Annotated in this window: 24 protein-coding genes and 1 pseudogene; 19 read left to right on the top strand and 6 right to left on the bottom strand. The window is 60.8% G+C overall.

Annotated elements, in window-relative coordinates; all coding sequences use genetic code 11:
* Positions 1 to 12: 12 nt before the first annotated feature.
* Together hslU and Q1V60_RS24605 are read left to right on the top strand one after the other, a co-directional pair.
* Positions 13 to 1,350 carry an ATP-dependent protease ATPase subunit HslU gene (hslU, locus tag Q1V60_RS24610; protein WP_300635706.1) on the top strand — a complete coding sequence of 446 codons (1,338 nt, stop codon included), beginning with the start codon at positions 13 to 15 and terminating at the stop codon, positions 1,348 to 1,350.
* Positions 1,351 to 1,429: 79 nt separating this feature from the next.
* A complete protein-coding gene (locus Q1V60_RS24605) occupies positions 1,430 to 1,807 on the top strand; it encodes a DUF971 domain-containing protein (protein ID WP_300635704.1) in 378 nt (125 codons plus the stop codon).
* 159 nt (positions 1,808 to 1,966) lie between these two features.
* Here Q1V60_RS24605 and Q1V60_RS24600 read toward each other — a convergent pair whose 3' ends face one another.
* On the bottom strand, positions 1,967 to 2,629 hold the full coding sequence (locus Q1V60_RS24600; protein ID WP_300635784.1) for a response regulator transcription factor: 663 nt from the start codon (positions 2,627 to 2,629) through the stop codon (positions 1,967 to 1,969).
* Between the two features lie 406 nt (positions 2,630 to 3,035).
* On the opposite strand from Q1V60_RS24600, the gene Q1V60_RS24595 reads away from it, so the two are divergent.
* The 6 genes from Q1V60_RS24595 (at position 3,036) to Q1V60_RS24570 (ending at position 9,425) form a co-directional block, all read left to right on the top strand.
* A complete protein-coding gene (locus Q1V60_RS24595) occupies positions 3,036 to 3,614 on the top strand; it encodes a fimbrial protein (RefSeq protein WP_300635703.1) in 579 nt (192 codons plus the stop codon).
* Positions 3,615 to 3,661: 47 nt separating this feature from the next.
* Positions 3,662 to 4,438, top strand: a complete 777-nt coding sequence (locus Q1V60_RS24590; RefSeq protein WP_300635701.1) for a fimbria/pilus periplasmic chaperone — start codon at positions 3,662 to 3,664, stop codon at positions 4,436 to 4,438.
* Between the two features lie 7 nt (positions 4,439 to 4,445).
* Positions 4,446 to 5,213, top strand: a complete 768-nt coding sequence (locus Q1V60_RS24585) for a molecular chaperone (protein WP_300635699.1) — start codon at positions 4,446 to 4,448, stop codon at positions 5,211 to 5,213.
* A gap of 174 nt (positions 5,214 to 5,387) precedes the next feature.
* The gene (locus tag Q1V60_RS24580; RefSeq protein ID WP_300635697.1) at positions 5,388 to 7,895 is read left to right on the top strand and encodes a fimbria/pilus outer membrane usher protein; all 2,508 of its coding nucleotides are present in this window, start codon (positions 5,388 to 5,390) and stop codon (positions 7,893 to 7,895) included.
* A gap of 44 nt (positions 7,896 to 7,939) precedes the next feature.
* The gene (locus Q1V60_RS24575; RefSeq protein WP_300635695.1) at positions 7,940 to 8,893 is read left to right on the top strand and encodes a fimbrial protein; all 954 of its coding nucleotides are present in this window, start codon (positions 7,940 to 7,942) and stop codon (positions 8,891 to 8,893) included.
* A 16-nt stretch (positions 8,894 to 8,909) separates the two neighbouring features.
* Complete coding sequence (locus Q1V60_RS24570) at positions 8,910 to 9,425, top strand: fimbrial protein (protein ID WP_300635693.1); 516 nt, start codon at positions 8,910 to 8,912, stop codon at positions 9,423 to 9,425.
* Positions 9,426 to 9,524: 99 nt separating this feature from the next.
* Here the strand turns inward: Q1V60_RS24570 and Q1V60_RS24565 are convergent, their stop codons facing one another.
* The 3 genes and pseudogenes from Q1V60_RS24565 to Q1V60_RS24555 form a co-directional block, all read right to left on the bottom strand.
* The gene (locus tag Q1V60_RS24565; RefSeq protein ID WP_300635691.1) at positions 9,525 to 10,409 is read right to left on the bottom strand and encodes a phasin family protein; all 885 of its coding nucleotides are present in this window, start codon (positions 10,407 to 10,409) and stop codon (positions 9,525 to 9,527) included.
* Positions 10,410 to 10,421: 12 nt separating this feature from the next.
* Positions 10,422 to 10,843 (bottom strand): annotated as a pseudogene (locus Q1V60_RS24560) (phasin family protein).
* A 103-nt stretch (positions 10,844 to 10,946) separates the two neighbouring features.
* Positions 10,947 to 11,222: a polyhydroxyalkanoic acid system family protein gene (locus tag Q1V60_RS24555; RefSeq protein ID WP_300635690.1), complete on the bottom strand. Its 276-nt coding sequence runs from the start codon at positions 11,220 to 11,222 to the stop codon at positions 10,947 to 10,949.
* A 144-nt stretch (positions 11,223 to 11,366) separates the two neighbouring features.
* Between Q1V60_RS24555 and ubiE the strand changes: the two genes are divergently transcribed.
* From ubiE to Q1V60_RS24500, 11 genes are all read left to right on the top strand, one after another.
* On the top strand, positions 11,367 to 12,137 hold the full coding sequence (ubiE, locus tag Q1V60_RS24550) for a bifunctional demethylmenaquinone methyltransferase/2-methoxy-6-polyprenyl-1,4-benzoquinol methylase UbiE (protein ID WP_003171186.1): 771 nt from the start codon (positions 11,367 to 11,369) through the stop codon (positions 12,135 to 12,137).
* The gene (locus Q1V60_RS24545; protein WP_300635683.1) at positions 12,137 to 12,760 is read left to right on the top strand and encodes an SCP2 domain-containing protein; all 624 of its coding nucleotides are present in this window, start codon (positions 12,137 to 12,139) and stop codon (positions 12,758 to 12,760) included. Before ubiE ends, Q1V60_RS24545 begins: the two co-directional genes overlap by 1 nt.
* Entirely contained in the window at positions 12,757 to 14,361 is a 1,605-nt protein-coding gene (ubiB, locus tag Q1V60_RS24540) for a ubiquinone biosynthesis regulatory protein kinase UbiB (protein ID WP_300635681.1), read from the top strand. Before Q1V60_RS24545 ends, ubiB begins: the two co-directional genes overlap by 4 nt.
* Before the next feature lie 41 nt (positions 14,362 to 14,402).
* Positions 14,403 to 14,795, top strand: coding sequence for a phosphoribosyl-AMP cyclohydrolase (hisI, locus tag Q1V60_RS24535; protein ID WP_057008528.1), 393 nt, complete (start codon positions 14,403 to 14,405; stop codon positions 14,793 to 14,795).
* Positions 14,796 to 14,797: 2 nt separating this feature from the next.
* A complete protein-coding gene (locus Q1V60_RS24530; RefSeq protein ID WP_057724443.1) occupies positions 14,798 to 15,130 on the top strand; it encodes a phosphoribosyl-ATP diphosphatase in 333 nt (110 codons plus the stop codon).
* A gap of 25 nt (positions 15,131 to 15,155) precedes the next feature.
* Positions 15,156 to 15,434 carry a twin-arginine translocase TatA/TatE family subunit gene (locus tag Q1V60_RS24525; protein ID WP_065885720.1) on the top strand — a complete coding sequence of 93 codons (279 nt, stop codon included), beginning with the start codon at positions 15,156 to 15,158 and terminating at the stop codon, positions 15,432 to 15,434.
* A gap of 10 nt (positions 15,435 to 15,444) precedes the next feature.
* Positions 15,445 to 15,855 carry a Sec-independent protein translocase protein TatB gene (tatB, locus tag Q1V60_RS24520; RefSeq protein ID WP_300635673.1) on the top strand — a complete coding sequence of 137 codons (411 nt, stop codon included), beginning with the start codon at positions 15,445 to 15,447 and terminating at the stop codon, positions 15,853 to 15,855.
* Positions 15,852 to 16,646: a twin-arginine translocase subunit TatC gene (gene tatC, locus Q1V60_RS24515; protein WP_300635671.1), complete on the top strand. Its 795-nt coding sequence runs from the start codon at positions 15,852 to 15,854 to the stop codon at positions 16,644 to 16,646. The genes tatB and tatC overlap by 4 nt, the downstream gene beginning before the upstream one ends.
* Positions 16,643 to 17,350: a 16S rRNA (uracil(1498)-N(3))-methyltransferase gene (locus tag Q1V60_RS24510; RefSeq protein ID WP_300635669.1), complete on the top strand. Its 708-nt coding sequence runs from the start codon at positions 16,643 to 16,645 to the stop codon at positions 17,348 to 17,350. Before tatC ends, Q1V60_RS24510 begins: the two co-directional genes overlap by 4 nt.
* A gap of 240 nt (positions 17,351 to 17,590) precedes the next feature.
* A complete protein-coding gene (locus Q1V60_RS24505; RefSeq protein ID WP_300635667.1) occupies positions 17,591 to 19,507 on the top strand; it encodes a methyl-accepting chemotaxis protein in 1,917 nt (638 codons plus the stop codon).
* Between the two features lie 136 nt (positions 19,508 to 19,643).
* The gene (locus Q1V60_RS24500; protein ID WP_300635665.1) at positions 19,644 to 21,551 is read left to right on the top strand and encodes a methyl-accepting chemotaxis protein; all 1,908 of its coding nucleotides are present in this window, start codon (positions 19,644 to 19,646) and stop codon (positions 21,549 to 21,551) included.
* Positions 21,552 to 21,659: 108 nt separating this feature from the next.
* On the opposite strand, the gene Q1V60_RS24495 is transcribed toward Q1V60_RS24500, so the two are convergent.
* Both Q1V60_RS24495 and Q1V60_RS24490 read right to left on the bottom strand, forming a co-directional pair.
* A complete protein-coding gene (locus Q1V60_RS24495; protein WP_300635663.1) occupies positions 21,660 to 22,394 on the bottom strand; it encodes an amino acid ABC transporter ATP-binding protein in 735 nt (244 codons plus the stop codon).
* Positions 22,387 to 23,346, bottom strand: a complete 960-nt coding sequence (locus tag Q1V60_RS24490; RefSeq protein WP_300635661.1) for an amino acid ABC transporter permease — start codon at positions 23,344 to 23,346, stop codon at positions 22,387 to 22,389. Before Q1V60_RS24490 ends, Q1V60_RS24495 begins: the two co-directional genes overlap by 8 nt.
* Positions 23,347 to 23,461 lie beyond the last annotated feature (115 nt).

Here is a 23,461-nt window from a genome sequence, read left to right as displayed (position 1 = left end):
CCGCCAAACACTATGTCCATGACTCCCCGCGAAATCGTCCATGAACTCAATCGCCATATCATCGGCCAGGACGATGCCAAGCGCGCCGTTGCCATTGCGCTGCGCAACCGTTGGCGCCGGATGCAACTGCCCGAAGAGTTGCGCGTTGAAGTAACGCCCAAGAACATCCTGATGATCGGCCCTACCGGCGTCGGTAAAACCGAAATCGCCCGGCGCCTGGCCAAATTGGCCAATGCCCCGTTCATCAAAGTCGAAGCCACCAAGTTCACCGAAGTGGGCTATGTGGGCCGCGACGTCGAGTCGATCATCCGCGACCTGGCCGATGCCGCCTTGAAAATGCTGCGCGAACAGGAAGTGACCAAGGTCAGCCACCGCGCCGAAGACGCTGCCGAAGAGCGCATTCTCGACGCCCTGCTGCCACCGGCACGCATGGGTTTCAACGAAGACGCCGCGCCGTCGTCGGACTCCAACACCCGCCAGCTGTTCCGCAAGCGCCTGCGTGAAGGCCAGCTGGATGACAAGGAAATCGAGATCGAAATTGCCGAGGTAGCCGGCGTCGATATTTCCGCACCACCTGGCATGGAAGAAATGACCAGCCAGTTGCAGAACCTGTTCGCCAACATGGGCAAGGGCAAGAAGAAAAGCCGCAAGCTGAAGGTGAAGGAAGCGCTGAAACTGGTACGCGATGAAGAAGCCGGGCGCCTGGTGAACGAGGAAGAACTCAAGGCCAAGGCCCTGGAAGCGGTCGAGCAACACGGCATTGTATTTATCGATGAGATCGACAAGGTGGCCAAGCGCGGCAACTCCGGCGGTGTCGATGTGTCTCGCGAGGGCGTACAGCGCGACTTGCTGCCGCTGATCGAGGGCTGCACGGTCAATACCAAGCTGGGCATGGTCAAGACCGACCACATCCTGTTTATCGCATCCGGTGCTTTCCACCTGAGCAAGCCAAGCGACCTGGTGCCGGAACTGCAAGGCCGCTTGCCGATCCGCGTGGAACTCAAGGCACTGACCCCTGGCGACTTCGAGCGCATTCTCAGCGAGCCGCATGCCTCGCTGACCGAGCAGTACCGTGAGTTGCTGAAAACCGAAGGCCTCGGTATCGAGTTCCAGGCCGATGGTATCAAGCGCCTGGCGGAGATTGCCTGGCAGGTCAACGAGAAGACCGAGAACATCGGTGCGCGTCGTCTGCACACCCTGCTGGAACGCCTGCTGGAAGAGGTGTCTTTCAGCGCTGGCGACATGGCCGGTGCGCAGAATGGCGAAGCGATCAGGATCGACGCGGATTACGTCAACAGCCATTTGGGCGAGTTGGCGCAGAACGAAGATCTGTCGCGTTACATTCTCTAAGCCTCAAGCTGTAAGCTACAAGCCGCAAGTTGAGCACGTTCAGCTTGCAGCTTGTCGCTTGCAGCCCGAGGTGTCCCTAATGCCGAAATTTCCCACCGCTGTTAATTTGCACAAAACCTCCAACACCCTCGGCCTCACCTACGGGCCGGACGAAACCTACCAACTGCCCGCCGAATTCCTGCGCGTGCACTCGCCTTCCGCCGAGGTCCAGGGCCACGGCAAACCCATCCTGCAATTCGGCAAGCTCAACGTTAAGTTGATCAAGCTCGAACCGGCCGGCCAGTACGCACTGAAACTGACCTTCGACGACGGTCATGACAGCGGGCTGTTCACCTGGGACTACCTTTATCAACTAGCCGTGCGTCAGGAAGCACTATGGGCCGATTACCTGGCCGAACTCAAAGCGGCCGGAAAAACCCGCGACCCGAGCCAGTCGGTCGTGCGGCTGATGCTCTAGCCCAGAACGCTTACTCTTTAAGAGGGCATTTTCTAATTTCATCTGCGTGAATCGCTGTCCCGTGGTCAACGATTGGTCCGCTTGCAACTGTTCAATCACTAGGGAAAACCGAACGTGTCGACCATGGGAATGGCCAACGAAATGGGCTTTAACCCCGGCTTACCTGGGCTCGCCGAACTGATGAGTAAACTTGAACAGCTCACTGTCGCTTCGAATACCCAGTTTTCGATAAGCCGATTGTTTTTGCGTACTGATCGTACTTGCACTGCGCGAAAACTTCGCCGCAATTGAATTAACGGACATCCCGTCAAGAAAACACCTGAGCACTTCACGCTCTTTGGGTGTAAGGCAAGCGCTCAAGGGCAACGGCGTTGAAACATCCACGTGCGCTTTGGTATTCCCCACGTCAAGCACAGACTGCATATCCTCCAGGGTCGGCACTCTGCAAGGCTGCAAATAAATACGGCCCTGGGCGACCGTGCGAATAGCCGTGATGAGTTCAGTCAGGGTTTGGGTTTTACCCAATATGCCCCAACTTCCGGCCTTCAATGCCAATGAAACCGTTGCAGGCGTGCAATGCGAGGCCAACACCAATGGCTTGCACTTGCTGAAACGCCTGTTGAGCGCCTGAAGCAGGCTGAGGCCATCAATGCCCGACGGTGCCAGGATAAAATCCATCACCACCACATCCGCCAGCCTGCGGGCGAGCGCATCCAGCAAATCCTTGCCGGTGCCGAAAGAGCCGACCACCTCGATATCGGGTTCTTTGCTCAAGCCCAACTCGATCCCCTGCCGAACCATCTCATGATCGTCCAGCAACATGACGGCGTACATAGTTGAAGTTGAAGTTGAAGTAGGCATCTGGACACCTGCATAAGTGATTACAGCGCGACACAACTTTAGAACTGGCTCGTTGAATTCCGTATATCCCAGCCACACACAAGGATCAATGCAGCCAGGCCATAAAAATTAATTATTCCTACAGATAAGGCTGACAGAAAGTTCATTAATAAAATTTCGAGAAGGCCAGGCAGCGCCCGGAAAAACTTAAACAAAACAATATACTTTCGAACAATCGCGAACTAAAACTCGATACTTCTCTATAGAGAAAAATCACGTTTCGATACAAATTATGTGTCACCCACCCACCGAAACACTTCGGGAAAAATACAGGGGCATGTTTGCGCCTGGGGTGGTCGACATTTATCACTTACGTTTTGGGAATACCATGAAAGTCAACGCCCTGTTCTGCGCTGCTGCCGCTTTGGCCTTGAGCGCCGCCGCACCGCAATTCGCTCAAGCCGCCGATGGCACAATCAATTTCAGCGGCCTGGTGACCGATGTGACCTGCACCATCGAAGGTGCAGCGCCGGGCACGGGCGCCGTGGTCAAGGACGTTAACCTGGGCGGTGTCTCTGCCTCACGCCTGGCGACCGCGGGCAGTCGCGCCAACCTGACCGGTTTCACCATTCGCATCGGCGCGCCAGGCGAAGGCAGTTGCACCAACGGGCGCACCGCCATGGTGGCGTTTGACCCGACCAGCCCGGCCATTGACGTGGCCACCGGGCGCTTGCACATCGACGGTTACGACGACCCGGCCAACACCACCGCCGCCAAGAACGTGCAGGTCGAAGTGGCCCGCCGCGACGGCTCACCTATCAACGTCTACACCGACAAATCCGAAGGCGTGGTCATTGCCGACAACCAGGCGATCATCCCATTGGCGGCGCAAATGTACGCCACCGGCGCGGCCACTGAAGGCACGGTCAAGACGCGTGTCGGCTTTATGGTCGAGTACGCCGATTAAGGGGTAAGCGGTCCGGCGCTGCCCCTGATCCGAAGAGATCTCACACGATGAACAAAATCACCTTCCTCGCGCTCGCCTGCTGTGTCATTGCAGGGCTGTTGCTGCTGGTCCCGTCCACCCAGGCCGCCGTGATTATCCATGGCACACGGGTGATCTACCCCGCCGAACAGCAGGAAGTCGTTGTACGCGTGGAAAACAAGGGCAGCCTTCCGGCACTGGTGCAAACCTGGCTGGACACCGGCAACCGGCACTCCACGCCGGCAACGGCGCAAACGCCGTTCACGCTGTCGCCGCCGCTGTTTCGGATTGAGCCTTACCAGCAACAAGCGCTGCGCTTGCGTTATACCGGGGAACCACTGCCCACCGACCGCGAAAGTCTGTTCTGGTTGAACCTGCTGGAAGTGCCTCCGCTTTCCCCGGACACCGCGCAGAACAACCAGATCCAGTTGTCGTTCCGCACGCGTTTGCGCGTGTTCCTGCGGCCTCGGGCCTTGCCTTATCCAGTCACCGGCGCGGCGTCAAAACTGCAATGGAAACTGGTGGCCCATGACCAAGGCTTTGCTCTGCAAGCCACCAACCCCACGCCGTACCACATTTCACTGACCTCGGCCGAGTTGCTCAGCGCCGGCAAACGGTTCAGCAAAGCGCCGAACAAGGCCGCCAACGACAGCCTGTTGCTGCCGGCCGGCGACGTAAAACTGTTTGCGTTGCCCCGACTGCGCAATTGCCCAAGCGACGCCGCCCAGGTCGCGTTCACCACCGTCAGCGACTTCGGTGCCCGAGTGCGCCACGTCGCGGGCATTACCGCTTCCTGCGCCGGATAACACCTGTATGCACGCGACTTCGATTTCATACGCACTGGCGAGAATCACGCTGCTGGCCTGGGTGCTGTCGGGCACGGCCATGGCGCAAGCGAGTGTGGTGATCAACACCACGCGGATCGTTTATCCGCAAAACGACAAAGAGGTCACGATCAGGCTTGAAAGCAAGAACCAGGCACCCGTATTGGTGCAAGCATGGCTGGATAACGGCGACGAGCAGTCAACGCCGGACCTGGCGGGAATACCCTTTGTGGCGACACCGCCGATCTTTCGGATAGAGCCGGGCAAACAACAAGTGGTGCGCCTGGCTTATACGGGCGAAGCCTTGCCGTCGGCGCAAGAAAGCCTGTTCTGGTTCAACCTGCTGGAGGTGCCCGCGCAATCACCCGACGCTCGACAGCGCAACCAGTTGCAGCTTGCCTTTCGCTCGCGGATCAAAGTGTTTTTCCGGCCGCACAACTTGCCTGACACGGTCGAAGCCGCACCCGCGAAGCTGCAATGGCGCAGCGTATCGTCAGGGCAAGGCCAGGCCCTGGAAGTGTATAACCCGACGCCCTATCACGTGACGTTCGACCAGGTCGAAGTGCAGGCGGCGGGGCAGCGGCATGCGCGCAAACCCCCAGCGTCAGGCGCCGAAAACATGGTGATACCCGGCGGTCGCAATCGCTTTGAGCTGCCCACGCTCAAGACGCCGCCAGGCAACGGGGCCAGCGTAGCGTTCCAGACGCTTGATGATTTTGGGGTGAAGGTCGCCCACCGCGCCAAGGTCGCCCCATGACGGTTCAAACGCGCCGCCTTCCAGCCTAGCGACCCGCCCTTCGCCCAGCGCCTCTGCGCAGGCCGGCCAGGTTATCAGCGTCATCACACATCTTCGGTAGATGCCCTTTTTTGCGGCAGGGCTGCCCCATGCCGACATTCGGGCAGCACCTCTTGTAGTTTTGAGTACGGTCACATGAGTTTGAACACAGCACCGCTGACAGGTCAGCGTTTTTTGAAGCTGACGATGCGCAACCTGCTGTTAGCGGGCGCAGGCTACGCCATGGGTGTGCACGGCGCCGAACATGCCACATTCAACCCGGCGTTCTTTCCGGATGGCGCGGCCGGCTTGCAGGTCGATATTTCAAGATTCAGCCAGGGCAACGTGGTGCTGCCCGGCAGCTACCGCTCCGATGTCTACCTCAACGGCCAGTGGATAGGCCGCGAAACGCTGGTCTTCGCGCCAGTCGACGGCCAGGACTCGGCGCAGTGGTGCGTCGAGCGTGACGCGCTGCTCAGGCTCGGCATCGACATGGATGCCGCGCCCATGCAAACCGCCTCCCGCTGCGCGGATATCGCGGCGTTGCTGCCGGGCGCCGGCAGCCAATTCGACTCGGGTGAAAACCGCCTGGAGCTGCAAGTACCGCAGATTTACCTCACGCGCAAACCACGCGGCTATGTCGACCCACAGCACTGGGACAGCGGCATCGATGCCGCGTTTGTACGCTACAACGCCAACACCTTTGCCACCAGGACCGGTGGGCGCTCACTCGGCTCCAGCTACCTGGGCGTGAACACCGGGCTCAACCTCGGCGATTGGCATTGGCGCCACAGCGGCAGCTACAGCCGTACCCATCGCGCCTCGGGCTATCAAAGCAGCGCCACCTATGTGCAGCGCGAAGTGAGCCCGTTGCAATCACAGCTGATGATGGGCGAAATCTACACCCCCGGAGAGCTGTTCGACAGCGTGCGCCTGCGCGGTGCCAGCCTGTTCAGCGATGACCGGATGCTGCCTGACTCTCTGACCGGTTTTGCCCCGGTGGTGCGCGGCGTCGCCGAGACCAATGCACGGGTCAGCGTGCGGCAGCGCGGCGTGTTGATCGAGGAAATCTCTGTCGCCCCCGGCCCCTTTGTGCTCAACGATTTGTTCGCCACCGGCTACGGCGGCGACCTGAACGTCACGATCACCGAAGCCGACGGGCGCAAGCGTGAGTTCGTGGTGCCGTTCGCCACCAATGCCAACTTGCTGCGCACCGGCTACAGCCGCTATTCGGTGAGTGCCGGGCGACTGGAGGAGTTGGGCCTGCGCCACCCACCCAAGTTGATGCAGGCCACCTATCAGCGCGGCTTGAGCAACTTGTTGACCGGGTACGGCGGCGCGGTGGCTGGCGACGACTACCGCTCGCAGCTGCTGGGCGCGGCGTTCAATACGCCGCTCGGTGCGCTGTCGTTTGACCTGACCCACTCCAACGCCCGGCTACCGGGCCAGGGTTCGCGCAAGGGCCAAAGTGTGCAGGTGCGCTACAGCAAGAATTTCACCGACACCGGCACCCACTTTGCCCTCGGTGCGTACCGCTACTCCACCGAAGGCTTCCTGAGCGTGGGCGATGCCGCCCGCGTTCGCGACCTGGCCATCGACGGGCTGAAACTGGACGGCCTGTCACGCCTGCGCGACAGGATGGACATCAGCCTCAATCAGAGCCTGGGCAACGGTTTGGTGTACCTGACCGGCTCCTCGCAACACTACTGGAACCGCGCCAACCGCAACCTCACGTTCACCGCCGGTTACAGCAGCAGTTGGAAGGGCCTGCACTACACCGTCAGCGCGCAGCGCACCCGCGATGTGCTAACTGAAAAAGTCGACAGTCAGCTTGAGTTGACCCTGAGCCTGCCCCTGGGCAGCGGCGCACGCTCGCCAACCCTGACCACCACGGCGTACCACGGCGACCAAAGCAGCGGCGAGCGCGTGAGCCTGGGTGGCAGCCTGGGCGAGCGCAGTGAGTTCGGCTATGGCTTGAGCGCCAGCCGAGCACAGGGCAGCGGCCACGCCAGCAGTGCCGACGTGAAATACCAGACCAGCCATGGCGTGCTGTCCGCCGGCTATGGCCAGAGCAACGCCTACCGTTCGACATCGCTCGGCATGACCGGCGGTATCGTCGCCCACGCAGGCGGCGTGACCTTCGCGCCGGAATTGGGCGATACCGTCGGCATCGTCCAGGCGCCCGACGCGGTAGGCGCGCGCATCAACGGAAACCACAGCGCCCAAATCGGCACCCGCGGCTTTGCCGTCGTGCCCCATCTCACGCCGTACCGAAAGAATGTCGTCGAACTGGACCCCAAAGACCTTTCCGTCGACGTGGAACTCAAGACCGCCGCCCAAAACGTAGCGCCCCGTGCCGGTTCGGTGGTGAAGCTGCAATTTGAAACCGTCAGCGGCCAGGCCCTGTTGATTACCGCGCGGCGTGATGACGGCAGCCCGTTGCCGTTCGGTGCGGATGTCTTTGATGAAGACGGCGCCAGCGTCGGGATTGTCGGGCAGGGCGGCAAAGCATTTGTTCGGGTGTCTCGCCCCCAGGGGCAACTGACCGTCAAGTGGGGGCCGTCTGCGGACTCCGCCTGTCGCCTGTATTACGACGCGGGCGAACCGGCCGATGGCCCTGCCCGTTTGCGCCAACTGCACGCGGGCACATGCCAGGCAATGTGACCCTCACCTGAACACGCCCTACTCCTTTATGGCGGGACTGAAAAATGAAGCATTCCATCAAACGGGTTACAACACTGCTGGCGCTGAGCCTGCCGATGGCGGCACACGCGGCGTGTGACATTTATATGAATTCGACCCACGGCCTCACGCTGCCGAGCACAATTACCGTACCGGCCAACCTGCCCGTGGGAGGCGAGATCCTCAGAAAAACGTTCGACGGGGTCGCTCCGGCTAACTTCATGAATTGCCCGACCGGCACGCCCGTGGCGATCCGCACACGCGATTACGCAGCCCTGCCAAATTACATCTCCGCCACCGAGGCGCCAGGCATTGGGATAGTGCTCTATATCACCGACGCCAGGCCGTCGACCAATCGCTACGCGTTTATCAGCTTCAATCAAGCATTGCCGGCCGGAAGGCATCCTTTCTTCACCAGCGCCGAAGCAGTCTTCTACAAAACCGGGCCTGTAACCGGCGGCACAATACCCAGTGGAACCCTCTTCGAATACCTGATGAACAGCACGGGCGGCCCCGGTACCGGGCGATTCAACCTGCGGCTCGACAGCCCGGTGCGGTTTGTCTCCCCTGCCGCCACGTGCGACCTGGCAGCCGGTGACGTCAACCGCACGATCTCGCTGGACCCGGTGAAAGTCAGTGACTTCGAAAGTGCCGTTTATACGGGCTCGCGCCACTTCGAATTAACCGCCAATTGCAGCGAAGCCTCCAACGTCACCTTTCGTTTTTCCGGCACTCCCGCGCCCGGCAATGGCTTGCTGTTCGCCAATACGGGCAGCGCCGACGGGATAGGGCTGTGGCTCTATTCAGTCATCGGCGGGAATGTCCAGACCATTACCCCCCAAGGCAGTGACGGCGAACGCACGCTGGTTGTGTCCGCCGATCGTGCCGTGTTGCCGCTCGGCGCTGCTTATCACAAAAACGGCACGGTCACGCAAGGCACGCTCGCCAGCACCGCCACCGTATCCATCACCTACAACTGAACCCCGAGGACTGAACATGAGTTTGCCCACACCGCTTCTGCTGCTTGCGATCACCGCAAGCCTGAGCGCCCTTACCGCCCAGGCCGCCACCACTGGCACCCTGACGTTTCAAGGCGTCGTCAACGCCGGCACCTGCGACCTGGCGGCCGGCGATCTGAACCGCACCATCACATTGCCGCCAGTCAAGGTTTCGGACTTTGATAACGCTGTACAGGCAGGTGCTTACGACTTCGAACTCAGCGCCGACTGCGATACCGACATCAATAATGTGATCTTCCTGTTCACGGGCACACCTTCCCCCGGAAACGGCCAGCTCTTTACCAGCACGGGGACTTCGGGCGGCACGGCCCTTTGGCTGTCGAGTGGCCAGACCATCCCCGCCAACGGCACCGATGCCCAGCGCAGCCGTACGGTGGCGACGAGCAGCAGCAAGGCCGTATTGCCGCTCAAGGCGGCGTACCACAAAACCGGTGCGCCCATTACCCATGGCACCCTGGTGAGCGCGGTCACCGTGTCGATCACTTACAACTGACGGAAAGATGACGGCGCCATGACCTGGGCGGCGACCGGATCAGCGCGCAAAAAACGCCCGACCTTCGCAGGCCGGGCGTTTTTGTACGTCCCGTAAAAATCAGGACTGGCTGGATGGCGTTGGAGTAACCGGCGCTGCCGTCGAGTTAGCGGCCGGGGTGGACGCGGACACCGAGTTGGCTGATGACGGGGTTGCCGTTGCAGGTTTGGCCGCTGCGGCTGGCTTGGCTGCCGTTTGCTTCTTGGCCACTGCTGGCTTCTTGGCGGCGGGTTTTGCAGCCGGCTTGGCAACTGCAGCTTTGGCGGCGGCAGGTTTAGCGGCGGCGGTCTTGGCAGCGGGTTTTGCCGCGGCCTTGGCAGCAGGTTTAGCCGCTGGTTTGGTCGCGGCTTTTGCCGCTACCGGTTTAGCGGCAGACTTGGCGACCGGTTTGGCGGCGGCGGTTTTTGCCGCTGGCTTGGCGGCAGGTTTAGCGGCGGCTTTGGCCGGGGCTTTGGTCGCCGTTTTCGCAGCCGGTTTAGCGGCCGCTTTCACCAACGGTTTGGCGGCGGCTTTAGCGGCAGGTTTGGCAGCGGCGGTTTTCGCTGGGGGGACTTTGGCGCCGGTGAGTTTTTCGATTTGCCTGGTCAGGGTATCGACCTTGCTGTGCAGCGTTTTCAATTCAGCTTTACTGGGCACGCCCAGCCGCGAAATTGCACTGTTGAGGCGCTTGTCGAACGTTTCTTCCAACTTGCCCCAAGTGTCGGAGATGCTCGACTTGGCGGAGCCGGCAGTTGTCTTGGCCGCATCAACTTTTTTACCAGCCGCGCTTTTGGTCAACTTCTCGGCCTTCTCGCCGTCCTTGACCAACGTCTCGAAGTACTTGCCGCCGTCACTGCTAACCTTCGAGTACACGCCTAAACCAGCCAGCCAGATCTTTCGGGAATATTTTTCAACTTCCCCGACCCACGAGCTGCCTTCTTTCTGAGTAGTTTTTTTAACAGCCATCCCGATGTCTCCTTAGTGTTTGCGCGCGACACGTTCGAGCAATGCCGTCAGCTCTTCGAGCTTAGCAGAGAGTGTCTCCACGTCATGTTTAGACGCAATGCCGATTCGATTCAAGGCACTTGCAACACGCGTGTCGAAAGCGTTTTCAACTTTATCCAGTTGAACTTCAACCAAGCGGCTGACGCTGGAGACATTACTCTTTACTTGGTTAATCTGACTGTGGCTGGCATCAAGTTGTTCAATGGCGACTTTTTTGCTTTTACTTTCAATATGTTGACCGCACTTAACGAGCTATTTGAAGTAGTCCCCCCGTCGCTGCCGACCTTGGCGCAGGCACCAAGACTCGCCAGCCAGATCTTGCGGGCACAGCTTTTAACCTCACTCAGGGCAGTGGTTTGAGTGTCGATTTTTTTCTTAAAAATAACAGTGGCCATGGTCCACCTCACGCAGAAAGGGTGGAGGAGCCGCCCGCCGAAGTTTCGGGCTCGGGCACAAAGCAGGATGAAAAATTAGAATCGGCACCCTGAGCGCATCGAATCAGGCCAGTGCCTTATCCAGGGCTTTTTCGATTTCGGACTTGAGGGGACCGCTCATGGTCGACATCAACAGGCCCAGTTCCACATCGATACGCAATGCATCTTCGGCAACCTGTACGGTGCCTTTAACGCCGGACCGCTTGAGGTTCAAGGTATCGCCGGACCACGACGACTCCACGCCATATTTATCCTTGAGTTTCTGCGCCAGCGTCTCGGCCTTCGCCCGCGCGCCTTCTTTACCCAGGGAATGCTCACGCTCAACGGTGATACGGGCCATTGCAATGACTCCTCTCTATAAGGGCTCGGAAACCTTCCATGCGGCAAAAGGTCTCGATAAGCACCTATCTTACCTTCAGCCTTGCCAAGACAAAGCAGGCCCCGGGGATTATCATGTCCCGCATTCTCTTTTGGTGACAGCGATATGACTGATCAGCGCAAAGGCAGCGATGCCGAACCCACCACTCACTTCGGCTTCAAGAACGTCCCGGAAAGCCAGAAAGCGGAAAAAGTCGCTGAGGTGTTCCACTCCGTAGCCGCCAAGTACGACTTGATGAACGACGTACTCTCCGGTGGCATGCACCGCCTGTGGAAGCGTTTCACCATCGAACTGTCGGGCGTACGCACCGGCAATCGCGTGCTGGACATCGCCGGTGGCACGGGCGATCTGGCGGCCAAGTTTTCCAAACTCGTAGGGCCGACCGGCCAAGTGGTATTGGCCGATATCAACGGCTCGATGCTCAAGGTTGGCCGTGATCGTCTGCTCGACAAGGGCGTGGCCGGCAATATCGAATTCGTCCAGGCCGACGCCGAGAAACTGCCGTTTCCCGACAACCACTTCGATTGCGTGACCATCGCTTTCGGCCTGCGCAACGTCACCCACAAGGAAGACGCGATCCGCTCGATGCTGCGCGTGCTCAAGCCGGGTGGCCGCCTGCTGGTGCTGGAATTTTCCAAGCCGACCAACGCGCTGATGTCCAAGGTGTATGACACCTACTCGTTCGCCTTCATGCCGTTGATGGGCAAGCTGATCACCAATGACGCCGAGAGCTACCGCTACCTGGCCGAATCGATCCGCATGCACCCCGACCAGGAAACCCTGAAGTCCATGATGGTGGAGGCCGGTTTCGACCGCGTGACTTACCACAACATGACCTCGGGCATCGTTGCCCTGCACCGCGGCATCAAACCCTGATGTTGCTCGCGGGCCTTCTCGCAAGCGTGGAACACGGCCTCAACCGTGTTTTGCGCCTGGACAGCACCGCCCTGGCGCGGCTTGCGCACCTGACCGGCAAAGTCATCGCCGTCGACTGCCGCAGCCCCGCCGTGCAGCTGTTTATCCTGCCCAGCGATGAAGGCCTGCTGCTTGCCACGCAATGGGCCGCCGAGGCCGACTGCACCCTGCGCGCGCCGGCCTCCAGCCTGATGCACCTGGCGCTGAGCCGCAACAAGACCGCCATCCTGCACAGCCCCGAAGTGGCGCTGGAAGGCGACAGCGCGGTGCTGATGGACCTGGCCGCCGTGCTGCAGGACCTGGAACTGGACTGGGAATACGAACTGTCACGCTGGATCGGCCCCGTCGCCACCCAACTGATCGGCGGCCACCTGCGCAGCCGTTCGCGCTGGTACCAGCAAGGGTTCGCCAGCCTCAACCAGAACCTCGCCGAATACCTGAGCGAAGAATCGCGCACCCTGGTCGGGCAACGGGAAGCGCAAGCGCGCTTTCGTGAGCTCGACAAGGCCAAAATCGACCTGGAACGCCTCGAGGCCCGCTTCGAGCGCCTGAGCCGTTCCCTTGATCCAAGCGATAACGCATGAAGCTGCTCGCCGTCCGCCGTTTGTTTCGTATCCAGCGCGTCGTAATCCGCTACCGCCTCGATGACCTGCTGTTTGCCCTGCCCCTGCCATGGTTCCTGCTGGCGGTGCGCTATGTGCTGCCGTGGCGCTGGTTGCCGCGTAAAAAGCTGGAGCTGAGCCGCGGTGCATGCCTGCGCCTGGCATTGCAGGACCTGGGGCCGATCTTTATCAAGTTCGGGCAAATCCTGTCGACGCGCCGCGACCTGCTGCCCGAAGACATCGCCGATGAACTGATGCTGCTGCAAGACCGCGTGCCGCCGTTCGATTCGCAGTTGTCGATGAAACTGATCGAAGAACAACTGGGCAAGAAGATCAGCGAGGTGTTCAGCCGCTTCGACGTCGAGCCGTTGGCTTCGGCCTCCGTCGCGCAGGTGCATGCCGGGCAGCTCAAGACCGGCGAAGAAGTGGTGGTGAAGGTCATCCGCCCGGGCCTCAAGCCGATCATCGGCCAGGACCTGGCGTGGCTGTTCATTCTCGCCCGCGCCGCCGAGCGTTTCTCTGCCGATGCACGCCTGCTGCACCCGGTGGATGTGGTCGCCGACTACGAAAAAACCATCTACGACGAACTCGATCTGCTGCGCGAAGCCGCCAACTCCAGCCAGCTGCGCCGCAACTTCGAAGGCTCGCAACTGCTGTATGTGCCGCAAGTGTATTGGGACTGGTGCCGCCCTAAAGTGCTGGTCATGGAGCGCATCTACGGTGTGCAGGTCACCGACCTTGCGACCCTGGCCGACCAGCGCACCGACATGAAGATGCTGGCCGAACGCGGCGTGGAGATTTTCTTCACCCAGGTGTTTCGCGACAGTTTCTTCCACGCCGACATGCACCCGGGCAATATCTTCGTCAGCACCGTCAACCCGTGGAGCCCGCAGTACATCGCGATCGACTGCGGCATCGTCGGCAGCCTCACGCCCGAAGACCAGGACTACCTGGCGCGCAACCTGTTCGCCTTTTTCAAGCGTGACTACCGCCGCGTGGCGCAGTTGCACATCGACTCGGGCTGGGTGCCGGCAGAAACCAAGCTCAATGAATTCGAGGCGGCGATCCGCACCGTATGCGAGCCGATCTTTGAAAAACCGTTAAAAGATATTTCCTTCGGTCAGGTGCTGATGCGCCTGTTCCAGACCGCGCGGCGCTTCAATATGGAAGTGCAACCGCAGTTGGTGCTGCTGCAGAAAACCTTGCTCAACATCGAAGGCCTGGGTCGCCAGCTGTACCCGGACCTCGACCTGTGGAGCACCGCGCAGCCGTTCCTGGAACGCTGGATGCGCGAGCGGATGAGCCCCAAAACCATGCTCGGCAACCTGCACAGCCAAATGGAGCAGCTGCCGCACCTGGCCAATATGACCCGCGACTTGCTCGAGCGCATGTCCCAGCCCCACGCCAAGGATCCTGAGCCGCCATGGCGCAAGCGCAAGGACGACTGGTTCCTGCGCCTGCTCGGCGCCGCGCATCTGGTGGGTGGGGTCATGCTGGCGATTGGCGGACCGTTGAATCAACTGAGCCACTGGCCGGCCGGGATCATGGTCGCCGTGGGCGTTTATCTGATCGTGCGTCGATAACCCATCCGGTTATACACTGTCGCAAATTGCCGGAGCCGAACATGAAAGACTGGCTGGACGAGATCAAGTGGGACAGTGACGGCCTGGTGCCGGCCATTGCCCAGGACTACAAGACCGGGCGCGTGCTGATGATGGCCTGGATGAACCGCGAGGCCCTGAGCCTCACCGCCGCTGAGCAGCGCGCCATTTATTGGTCACGTTCGCGTGGCAAACTGTGGCGCAAGGGCGAAGAGTCCGGGCATGTGCAGACGCTGCATGAGCTTCGCCTGGACTGCGACGGCGACGTGGTGATCCTCAAGGTCGAACAGATCGGCGGCATCGCCTGCCATACCGGCCGTCACAGTTGCTTCTATCGCGTGTTCGAGAACGGCGAATGGAAGGTGGTGGAACCAGTGCTCAAAGACCCGCACGCCATCTATTCGGCAGGACATTGAACATGAGCGATACCCTGAACCGTGTGGCCCAGGTGCTGGAAGAGCGCAAAGGCGCGGATGCCGACAGCTCCTACGTCGCCAGCCTGTATCACAAGGGTCTGAACAAGATCCTGGAAAAGCTCGGCGAAGAATCCGTCGAGACGATCATTGCCGCCAAGGATGCGCAAATCAGTGGCGATTGCAGCGATGTCATCTATGAGACCGCCGACTTGTGGTTCCATAGCCTGGTCATGCTCGCCCAGCTGGGGCAGCATCCACAGGCCGTGCTGGATGAACTGGACCGTCGCTTCGGCCTGTCCGGGCACGCCGAGAAGGCTGCACGCCCGTCCACCTGAATAACTTTTATCGAGGATTTGCAGCATGGGTATTTTTGACTGGAAACACTGGATCGTCATTCTGGTGGTCGTGGTACTGGTATTCGGCACCAAGAAACTCAAGAACCTGGGTACCGATGTCGGCGAGTCGATCAAGGGCTTTCGTAAAGCCATGAACGACGACGAAAAGCCGGCCGAACCTACTGCAAACCCGGTTCCACCGGCCCAGCCTGTGCACCCGCAGGCCGCGCAGCCGATCACCGAGCGTCGTACCTTCGACGTGCAGGCTGAAAAAGTCGAAGAGCCGACCCGCAAAGACTCGTGAGCACTGACTAATGTTTGGTATCAGCTTCTCTGAACTGCTGCTCGTCGGCCTCGTGGCCCTGCTCGTATTGGGGCCGGAACGCTTGCCCGGTGCGGCACGCACGGCCGGCCTGTGGATCGGGCGCCTGAAGCGCAGTTTCAATGCGATCAAACAGGAAGTTGAACGGGAAATCGGCGCCGACGAGATCCGCCGACAGTTGCACAACGAACATATCCTGTCGTTGGAGCAGGAAACGCGCAATATTCTGTCGCCGGTGCAGGAGCCCGCCAAACCTGCGACGCCCGTGGTCGAAACGCCCGTAAACAGCATCGCGCCAGCCGGCGTTGCCGCCCCCACCGCCGCTGCCCCGACAGAGCCTGCGCCGACGCCCGTTGCGTCGCCCGCGCCCCATGACCCTACATTGCCGCCGCGAGCCCCATGAGCGCTGATAAACCGGAAAACGACCAGCACATGCCACTGGTCTCGCACCTCACCGAGCTGCGTACCCGCCTGCTGCGTTGCGTAGCGGCCATCTTCATCATTTTTGCCGGGCTGTTCGCCTTCACCCAGCAGATCTACACCTTCGTCTCCACACCACTGCGCCAGTATTTGCCGGCCGGCGCGACGATGATCGCCACCGACGTGTCCTCGCCGTTCCTGACGCCGTTGAAGCTGACGATGATGGTCTCGCTGTTCCTGGCGATCCCGGTGATCCTGCATCAGATCTGGGGCTTCATCGCACCGGGGCTGTACAAGCATGAGAAGCGCATCGCCGTGCCGTTGCTGGTGTCGAGCATCCTGCTGTTCTATACCGGCATGGCGTTCGCCTACTTCCTGGTGTTTCCGCTGATCTTCAAATTCTTCGCCGCCGCCACCCCGGCCGGTGTGGAGATGATGACCGACATCACCAGTTACCTCGACTTTGTGATGACGCTGTTCTTCGCCTTTGGCGTGGCCTTCGAAATCCCGGTGGCCGTGGTGTTGCTGGTGTGGATCGGTGTGGTCAACGTGGCTTACCTGAAGAAGATCCGCCCGTACGTGATCATCGGCTGCTTCGTGGTCGGCATGATCCTTACCCCGCCGGACATCTTCTCCCAGACCCTGCTGGCCGTGCCGATGTGGATGCTGTTCGAGATCGGCATCCTGTTCAGCGGCTTGATCAGCAAGCGTGGTGAACACCCGGATGATGAGCGGGCCGCCGACGACGACCAACCACCAGCGACCCAGCCGTGAACCTGCTGCTGCTCGAAGAGGCCGATTTTATTGCGGCCGACCGGGTGATCCTGCGCGATCGGCGCCTGCTGCATATGCAGCAAGTGCATCGCGCCGAGGTGGGCGACAACCTGCGGGTCGGGCGTATCGGCGGGATGATGGGCAACGCGCACTTGCTGCGCCTGCAAGCCAGCGAGGCCGAGCTGCAAGTCAGCTTCGACCAACCGCCGCCAAGCAAACTGCCGCTGACCCTGTTGCTCGCGCTGCCACGCCCGAAGATGCTGCGCCGGGTACTGCAAACCGTAGCGGCGATGGGCGTGCCGAAGGTGGTGCTGGTCAACAGTTATCGGGTGGAAAAAAGCTTTTGGCAAACGCCCTTTCTCGAGCCGCACGCAGTCCGTGAGCAATTGATCCTGGGCCTGGAACAGGCGCGGGACACGATACTGCCGCAGATCGTTATCGAGAAACGCTTCAAGCCGTTCGTTGAAGACCGCTTGCCGGCCATGGCCGCAGGCACGCGGGGCCTGATCGGCCATCCCGGCGACTACCCGCCCTGCCCCCGTGGCCTGGATGAACCGGTGACCCTGGCGATTGGCCCGGAAGGTGGCTGGATACCCTATGAAGTCGAGTTGCTGGCCAAGGCCGGCCTGCAACCGGTGCAACTCGGCGCGCGCATCCTGCGCGTCGAGACCGCCGTCACCGCCCTGCTCGCCCGACTGTTCTAGGGTAAGAGCGGCTTGCCCTAATGCACTCCTTGCTCTGTAGGCGCGAGCTTGCCCGCGAAAAACCTACAGGCGCCACGTTCATTCAGGACATACGCGTTATCGTTGGCGGTTTTCGCGAGCAGGCTCGCCCCTACAAAACCAGCGCAAGCCGCCACATTGAATCGGGGGCGCTACAGAATCCTGCCTACATGCCGATAAACCCAGAATAAGTCTAAGCCTTGCTCCAGGGGAGTTCGCAGCATGTATCGTTGGTTAGCCGAAAAGCTGGGAAATGTCAGCGTCAAAACCAAGCTGGGCGTCGGCTTCGGCCTGGTGCTGCTACTTACGTTGATCATCACGCTCACCGGCTGGGCCGGGCTTTCCGGGGTGATAAGCCGTGGCGACAAACTGGGCTACATCGCCAGCCTCAACGACTTGAGCAAGGACTTGCGCATCGCGCGTCTGGACTTTGAAATGCGCCGTGGCGAACAAGGCCCGGCGGCAGTCAATGGTTTTCTTGGCCAGTTGGAAAGCGGCCTGAAAACTGCGCGGGCAATGATTGACCAGCCCGCCGACATCGCGTTGGTCGATGACCAACTCGCCGCAGTTGACCAGTACAAGCGCGCATTCGACGCCATGGTCCAGGCGGGAGCCAATCGCGAGAACGCGCGCAGCAAGCTCGGCGATACCGCCGACAACGCGGTGCTCAAGGTAGGCGAAGTGGAAAAGACCCTGTTACAGGGCGACAGCGTCAGCCAGTTCAACAGCATCGTCGACCTGAGCAAGCTGATCCAGCAGGCGCGGTTCCAGGTGCGCGGTTACACCTACAGCGGCAAAGTCGAAGCCGAGCAGCCTGCGCTGGATGCGATCGACAATACCTTGAAGAAAATCGCCGCGCTCAATGGCCAGCTACCTGATCAATTTTCGACCAACCTGCAACAGGCCAGCGTCTCGCTGCAAGCCTACCGCGCTGCTGTCAGCCAGTACCGCGACTCGCAGGTGGCCAGCGCCGCAGCGCTGAAAATCATGAGCATCCAAGGCGACATCCTGTTGGACCGCAGCAACAAGCTCACCGCCTCGCAAACCGTGGTCCGCGACAGCGACGCCGCGCAAGCCAAACAGCTGTTGCTGCTGGCTACCCTCCTGGCACTGCTCTTTGGCCTCTTCGCCGCCTGGGCCATTACTCGCCAGATCATTATCCCGCTCACTCAGACCCTCAAGGTCGCCGAACGCGTAGCCTCGGGCGACCTGAGCCAGAACCTGGAATCCACCCGCCAGGATGAACTGGGCCAACTGCAACGCGCCATGCAGAGCATGACCGTGGGCCTGCGCGAGTTGATTGGTGGCATCAGCGATGGCGTCACACAAATCGCCAGCGCCGCCGAGCAACTGTCGGCGGTGACCGAACAGACCAGCGCCGGGGTCAACAGCCAGAGGTCCGAAACCGACCAGGTGGCCACAGCCATGAACGAAATGGCCGCCACCGTGCAGGAAGTCGCGCGCAACGCCGAAGAAGCGTCGGAAGCCGCCGTGGCCGCCGACCTGCAGGCCCGTGAGGGCGACAAGGTGGTCGGCGAAGCCATCGCCCAGATCGAGCGCCTGGCCACCGAAGTCGGCAATTCGACGATTGCCATGGGCGATCTGAAGCGCGAAAGCGACAAGATCGGCAGCGTGCTCGACGTGATTAAATCCGTGGCCCAGCAAACCAACCTGCTGGCGCTGAACGCGGCTATCGAAGCGGCGCGTGCCGGTGAAGCCGGGCGTGGCTTCGCCGTGGTGGCCGACGAAGTGCGCAGCCTGGCCCAGCGCACACAGAAGTCCACCGAAGAGATCGCGGAGCTGATCGTCGGCCTGCAAAGCGGTACCCAGCAGGTGGCGACCATCATGGACAACAGCCGTGGCCTGACCGACAGCAGTGTCGAACTGACGCGCCGCGCCGGCAGCGCATTGGCGAACATCACGCGCACGGTTTCGACCATTCAGGCGATGAACTCGCAGATCGCCACGGCCGCCGAACAACAGAGCGCCGTCGCCGAAGAGATCAACCGCAGCGTGCTGAATGTGCGTGATATTTCTGAACAAACCTCTTCGGCCAGCGAAGAAACCGCGGCATCCAGTGCAGAGCTGGCACGGCTTGGCATCTACCTGCAAACCCTGGTCGGGCGCTTCCGCATCTGACCTGATGCTGCGCGGCGGCCGATTGGGGCTGCCGCATCTTATGAAATTTCCTACACAGTTATCAGCCCGCCCTCACCTCAATTCGAATTAGCGTTTCATCTGTCGCGAAACGCTTTTTCTGATTGGGAGGTGTGCCATGTTTTCTCGGCTGACCCGCATACTGGTTAACGCCAGCGTCCGCCTCAAGCTCGCCCTGGGTTTTGGCCTGGTGCTGTTCCTCAGTCTCACCATCGCCGTGACAGGCTGGCAAGCTCTGAATGCCGTGCTTGAACGCTCTTCCAAGCTGACAACATTGGGGCAGTTGGCTGTTGATGCCGAAGCCATGCGCGCCGATCGAATTGTGTACCGAATACTGGCGGACACTGCCAGCCTGGGCAAAATCAACGCGCACATCGAAAAAATCGAACTGTACCTCGCTGACCTCTCATCGCGCATGAGAGCCCCCTCCGACCAACAGCACCTTCAGGAAGCAATTCGCCTGTTAGCTGGCTTAAAAACAGCATTCAGCGAGCTGCCGCCCTTGGTCGAACAACGTGAGAACGCCCGTGGCCCGCTCAAAAAAATGGCGCTTCAGATCGGCGACACCCTGGCTCAATTCGCCAGTGATTTGCCTGACCAGCAAGACCAGAACGCCCTTGATGCCATTGAAAACCTGCGTCAGGCGATAACACTTGCCGATAACAGCGCCCAGAACCCTGCGTGGGCGGTCGACTCACTGCAAGCCTATGCCGAAACGGTCGGCACAGCGCTCGATGCACTGGAGGCTGCACAGGTGGCCGTCATGACCCTTGGAGTGGATGGTGCTTTGCTCAAAACCCAATTGGCCACCTATCGTGAGCAACTGATAACGCTCAAGGACGCCCAGCTCACTACCGAAACCGTGCAGAACCGACTTGAACAACAACTTGATCACGTGCTGGAAAAAAATGACCTGTTAAGCCAGGCCCAGACCTTCAAGCGCGACCGGGAAGCGGATCAAACCCGCACCTTGCTCACCGGCGTCACCGCTGTGGCGATGCTGCTTGGCGCCCTGGCCGCCTGGTGGATCGCTCGGCAGATCGCCTTACCTTTACGCCAGGTCCTGGCATCCGCCAACCGCATTGCCGAGGGCGACCTGAGCCACGACATCCAGGTGGAGCGCCGCGATGAACTGGGCCAGCTGCAACACAGCATCGGGCAAATGACCCGCAGCCTGCGCGGCCTGATCGGCAGCATCGGCGACAGCGCCCGGCAGATCGCCGGAGCGGCGACCCAGTTATCCACTGTGACCGAACAGACCCGCAACGGGCTCAACGACCAGAAAGACGAAACCGACCAAGTGGCAACGGCGATGAATGAAATGCTCGCCACCGCCCAGGAAGTGGCGCGCCATGCCGAACGCGCCTCGGTTGCGGCGAACGAAGCAGACGAGCAGGCCAGCGCGGGTGAGCAGGTGGTCACTCAGGCGGTTGAGCAGATCGACAACCTGGCCAGTGAAATGGCCTTGTCCGGCCGCGCAATGCTGACCCTGCAACAGGAAAGCGAGAAGATCGCCAGCGTGCTGGACGTTATCAAGTCCGTGTCCCAACAGACCAACCTGCTGGCCTTGAACGCCGCCATCGAAGCGGCGCGCGCGGGCGCTGCCGGCCGAGGGTTTGCCGTGGTCGCCGATGAGGTGCGCAGCCTGGCCCAGCGCACGCAGGAATCCGCTGAAGAGATTGAAGGGTTGATCCTCGGCCTGAATGACGGCACCCAGCAGGTGGCGGACATCATGGACAGCAGTCGCAACCTGACCGACAACAGCGTTGCCCTGAGCCGCGACGCCGGCGAGGCCCTGGCCGCGATTGCCCGCACGGTATCGGTCATCCAGGAAATGAACCCGCAGATTGCCGCCGCCGCCGAACAGCAAAGCGCGGTGGCCGAGGAGATCAATCGCAGTGTATTGAAGGTGCGGGATGTGTCGGAACAGACCGCCGCCGCCAGCGGGGAAACGGCGGCCGCAAGCGTTCAGTTGACGAGGTTGAGCCTGGATTTGCAGACGCTGGTCGCCAAGTTCAAGCTTTGACCTGTGGCGAGGGAGCTTGCTCCCGCTGGGCTGCGCAGCGACCCCAAAATTTGGAAGCGCTTCGCACTCAAGCGCGAGCAAGCTCGCTCGCCACAGAGACGAATATTGCTACAGGACCTGGCGCAGGAAGGCCTGCGCCCTCGGGTCCTTCGGCGCATCGAAGAACTCGGCAGGCGCCGCGTCTTCCAGCAATTTGCCGTGGTCGAAAAACAGCACCCGGTCTGCCACTTCGCGGGCAAAGCCCATCTCGTGGGTGACGCACACCATGGTCATGCCTTCCAGCGCCAAGGTCTTCATGACGTCGAGCACTTCGCCGACCATTTCCGGGTCGAGGGCCGAGGTGGGCTCGTCAAACAGCATCACCTTGGGCTCCATCGCCAGGGCCCGGGCAATCGCGACCCGCTGCTGCTGGCCGCCGGAGAGGCGCGACGGAAACTCGTTGGCTTTCTGTGCAATGCCCACTTTTTCCAGCAACGCCAGGGCCTTGGCTTCGCGCTCCTGCTTGCCGCGCTTGCGTACGACCTTTTGCGCCAGGCACAGGTTTTCCAGCACGGTCATGTGGGGGAACAGGTTGAAATGTTGAAACACCATGCCGACTTCACGGCGATAGGCATTTACGTCGGTCTTCGGGTCGGCCAGCTGTAAACCGCCGATGCTGACCGAACCTGAATCGAATTCCTCCAGCCCATTGAGGCAGCGCAGAAAGGTGGACTTGCCGGAACCGGACGGGCCGATCACCACCAGCACTTCGCCCTTGGCCACCTGGGTGGTGACATGGTCCACCGCGCGCACCACCTGGCCACGGGTATCGAAGACTTTTACCAGATCGCGGACTTCAATCACTTTGCGCGAGCCTCCGCTCAAGCCGGCTGGCCATTTTCGACAGCGGCAGGTTGATCAGCAGGTACAGGCCTGCAACACAGAACAGAATTTCAAAGGGCGAAAACGAGGTGGTGATCACTTCGCGTCCGCTCTTGAGCAGCTCAGTGATGGCGATCACCGAGACCAGCGAGGTGTCTTTCACCAGGCTGATAAATTGCCCGGCCAACGGCGGCAGTACGCGCTTGAAAGCCTGTGGCAACACCACATGCCGCATCGACTGGCTGGCGCTCAAGCCCAGGGAGCGTGCAGCCTCGTTCTGGCCACGGGTGATCGATTGCACACCGGCACGCACGATTTCCGCCACGTAGGCACCGGTGAACAGCGACAGTGCCGCGATCCCGGCAAACTCCCGGGACAGGTTGAGCACCGTGCCGATAAAGAAATAGAAAATGAAAATTTGCACCAGCAGCGGCGTACCGCGCACCAGTTCGACATAGATCGTCGACAGGTCGCGCAAGGTCGGGTTGCTGGACAGCCGGCACAAGCCGGTGGCCAAGCCAATCGCCAGGCCGAGGATGCCGGACACCACCGACAACCACAGCGTGGTCCACAAGCCCCACATCAGCGGGCCCAATGCCCAATGACGGTTGACCCCGATGACGTCACCTTCAGCCACATCATCGCCACGCGCCACTTGCAGGCTGTCGTCGGCGACCGTCAGCTTCTGTTCCGCGCCCGCATCATTGCGCAGGGTAACCTCGGCCACGTCGCCCTTGCGCACCAGATCAATGACGGTCGAGATATCTGCGGCACGCTGCGCTTGCTCGGCCTGATAGGCGAAGTACTGCGGCACGCGGTTCCAGCGCCATTCGTAGGACATCAGCGAGGTGGCGTAATACAACGCGCCAGCCAGGCCGACGAGCACGAGCACTGTCAGCAGGTGCCAGGGCCATTGGGCTTTTTTCTGTTTCATTTATTCAACATCCATCAGGGATGGGGATATACCCCATTTGTGGCGAGGGAGCTTGCTCCCGCTGGAGTGCGAAGCGCTCCCAGGATTTTAGGGTCGCTGCGCAACCCAGCGGGAG

Origin of the sequence: Pseudomonas sp., from assembly GCF_030147005.1 — a bacterium.
Lineage (GTDB): Bacteria > Pseudomonadota > Gammaproteobacteria > Pseudomonadales > Pseudomonadaceae > Aquipseudomonas.
The sequence above is the reverse complement of the archived record's forward strand: the minus strand, read 5'-3'. Positions and strand labels throughout refer to the sequence as shown.

Coding starts and splice junctions, on each gene's coding strand:
- Q1V60_RS24605 (WP_300635704.1), top strand. CDS start 1,430: ATGCCGAAATTTCCCACCGCTGTTAATTTGCACAAAACCTCCAACACC.
- Q1V60_RS24545 (WP_300635683.1), top strand. CDS start 12,137: ATGTTGCTCGCGGGCCTTCTCGCAAGCGTGGAACACGGCCTCAACCGT.
- ubiB (WP_300635681.1), top strand. CDS start 12,757: ATGAAGCTGCTCGCCGTCCGCCGTTTGTTTCGTATCCAGCGCGTCGTA.
- ubiE (WP_003171186.1), top strand. CDS start 11,367: ATGACTGATCAGCGCAAAGGCAGCGATGCCGAACCCACCACTCACTTC.
- Q1V60_RS24585 (WP_300635699.1), top strand. CDS start 4,446: ATGCACGCGACTTCGATTTCATACGCACTGGCGAGAATCACGCTGCTG.
- tatB (WP_300635673.1), top strand. CDS start 15,445: ATGTTTGGTATCAGCTTCTCTGAACTGCTGCTCGTCGGCCTCGTGGCC.
- Q1V60_RS24575 (WP_300635695.1), top strand. CDS start 7,940: ATGAAGCATTCCATCAAACGGGTTACAACACTGCTGGCGCTGAGCCTG.
- Q1V60_RS24525 (WP_065885720.1), top strand. CDS start 15,156: ATGGGTATTTTTGACTGGAAACACTGGATCGTCATTCTGGTGGTCGTG.
- Q1V60_RS24580 (WP_300635697.1), top strand. CDS start 5,388: ATGAGTTTGAACACAGCACCGCTGACAGGTCAGCGTTTTTTGAAGCTG.
- Q1V60_RS24530 (WP_057724443.1), top strand. CDS start 14,798: ATGAGCGATACCCTGAACCGTGTGGCCCAGGTGCTGGAAGAGCGCAAA.
- hisI (WP_057008528.1), top strand. CDS start 14,403: ATGAAAGACTGGCTGGACGAGATCAAGTGGGACAGTGACGGCCTGGTG.
- Q1V60_RS24500 (WP_300635665.1), top strand. CDS start 19,644: ATGTTTTCTCGGCTGACCCGCATACTGGTTAACGCCAGCGTCCGCCTC.
- hslU (WP_300635706.1), top strand. CDS start 13: ATGTCCATGACTCCCCGCGAAATCGTCCATGAACTCAATCGCCATATC.
- Q1V60_RS24565 (WP_300635691.1), bottom strand. CDS start 10,409: ATGGCTGTTAAAAAAACTACTCAGAAAGAAGGCAGCTCGTGGGTCGGG.
- Q1V60_RS24590 (WP_300635701.1), top strand. CDS start 3,662: ATGAACAAAATCACCTTCCTCGCGCTCGCCTGCTGTGTCATTGCAGGG.
- tatC (WP_300635671.1), top strand. CDS start 15,852: ATGAGCGCTGATAAACCGGAAAACGACCAGCACATGCCACTGGTCTCG.
- Q1V60_RS24490 (WP_300635661.1), bottom strand. CDS start 23,346: ATGAAACAGAAAAAAGCCCAATGGCCCTGGCACCTGCTGACAGTGCTC.
- Q1V60_RS24595 (WP_300635703.1), top strand. CDS start 3,036: ATGAAAGTCAACGCCCTGTTCTGCGCTGCTGCCGCTTTGGCCTTGAGC.
- Q1V60_RS24505 (WP_300635667.1), top strand. CDS start 17,591: ATGTATCGTTGGTTAGCCGAAAAGCTGGGAAATGTCAGCGTCAAAACC.
- Q1V60_RS24555 (WP_300635690.1), bottom strand. CDS start 11,222: ATGGCCCGTATCACCGTTGAGCGTGAGCATTCCCTGGGTAAAGAAGGC.
- Q1V60_RS24570 (WP_300635693.1), top strand. CDS start 8,910: ATGAGTTTGCCCACACCGCTTCTGCTGCTTGCGATCACCGCAAGCCTG.
- Q1V60_RS24600 (WP_300635784.1), bottom strand. CDS start 2,629: ATGTTGCTGGACGATCATGAGATGGTTCGGCAGGGGATCGAGTTGGGC.